We start from the raw sequence: 1054 nt of genomic DNA, 5'->3' as shown, positions 1-1054 counted from the left end.
GAAAGGGATGTTCATGATCGGATTCCCGCCGCTGCGCTGCCGCCGAATTCAGCTCGCACTTGAGGGGTGGCGAGCGTGAGCCATCGCCAGTAGTTAGCTCCAGTTAGCGTCAGTTGGCTCACGTTCACCATGATCATCTCCCACTCGACTCCCACCGGCCCCATCAGGTCGCCACAACGAAGTGCAGCCATCAGCTCACCATGACACAAAACCGGTCCCAGGTCGCTGCACCTTGGGGGGTGTGGACTGCGACCTGGGACCGGCAATGTGACCAACGACGAAACGACTCCCCGGTGATCACCCGTTCCAGGGAACACACGTTCGAGTAGCGACAGTACAACCAGCCTCGTGGCATATGCCATGAAGTTGCAGGGCTGCCGCGCCGCACTTTTCGACGACTCGCTCTACTGGCAGCAGGGCCCTGCCCATGCCTCGGTCGTCAACGTGCGGGGAGCGGCCGAGGGGCCGAGTCCATCATGACGTCTGCTCCTCTTCTCGGGTGGCGCACGCCTCCGCGTCCGAGCAGGCGCGGGGGAACCACGAGTAGGCGGCGCCGCCCTCGGGCCGGGCCCGCTTCTCGCCGAGGTCCATGTCCTCGCCGATGGTGAGAGCAGTCCTGCACCAGACGCAGGACCAACCGCGCTGCTGCTGTTCCGTCAGGGTGGTGACTGGCGGTAAGTCCCTGGTCATGGTGTCCCCGGCTCTCGTTGATCTGCTGTGACTGCAAGGTAGGTCGCGGTACAACTGGGGTGGGCACGCAAAGTGCGTGCCCTTTTCGGGGAGTGCTCCATGGAGACTGGGCGCGTCGGCAGGCGCATCGCCTACTGGCGAGAGCGGCGCGGCTTCACACAAGCGGACTTCGGTCGGCTGATGGGGCAAACCCGCAGGTGGGTACAGGACCTGGAGGGCGGGCAGCGCCAGCAGGACCCCCGCCTCTCAGTGCTGGTGCGCGCGGCCGAGGTCCTGCGCATCCCCTTGGAGCAGCTACTGATGGACGGGCCTCTTGAGCCACCCTCGACGACCACGCCGCCTGTCGAGGCGCTCGCTGTCATTG

The 1054-nt window shown here is 65.4% G+C and carries 3 protein-coding genes; 2 read left to right on the top strand and 1 reads right to left on the bottom strand.

All coding sequences use genetic code 11. From position 1 onward, the window contains the following. Positions 1 to 348: 348 nt before the first annotated feature. A complete protein-coding gene (locus ACWCQ6_RS37490; protein ID WP_451097014.1) occupies positions 349 to 480 on the top strand; it encodes a hypothetical protein in 132 nt (43 codons plus the stop codon). Here ACWCQ6_RS37490 and ACWCQ6_RS37485 read toward each other — a convergent pair. Beyond that, positions 475 to 690: a hypothetical protein gene (locus ACWCQ6_RS37485; protein ID WP_451097012.1), complete on the bottom strand. Its 216-nt coding sequence runs from the start codon at positions 688 to 690 to the stop codon at positions 475 to 477. The genes ACWCQ6_RS37490 and ACWCQ6_RS37485 overlap by 6 nt on opposite strands. 99 nt (positions 691 to 789) lie before the next feature. Between ACWCQ6_RS37485 and ACWCQ6_RS37480 the strand changes: the two genes are divergently transcribed. Then, the coding region (locus tag ACWCQ6_RS37480; RefSeq protein WP_451097010.1) for a helix-turn-helix domain-containing protein at positions 790 to 1054 on the top strand (265 nt) is incomplete at its 3' end.

This window comes from Streptomyces sp. NPDC001880, assembly GCF_053594575.1.
The sequence above is the reverse complement of the archived record's forward strand: the minus strand, read 5'-3'. Positions and strand labels throughout refer to the sequence as shown.

Bases quoted from the DNA above. Each gene is read 5' to 3' on its own strand.
- ACWCQ6_RS37485 (WP_451097012.1), bottom strand. From the start codon at position 690: ATGACCAGGGACTTACCGCCAGTCACCACCCTGACGGAACAGCAGCAG.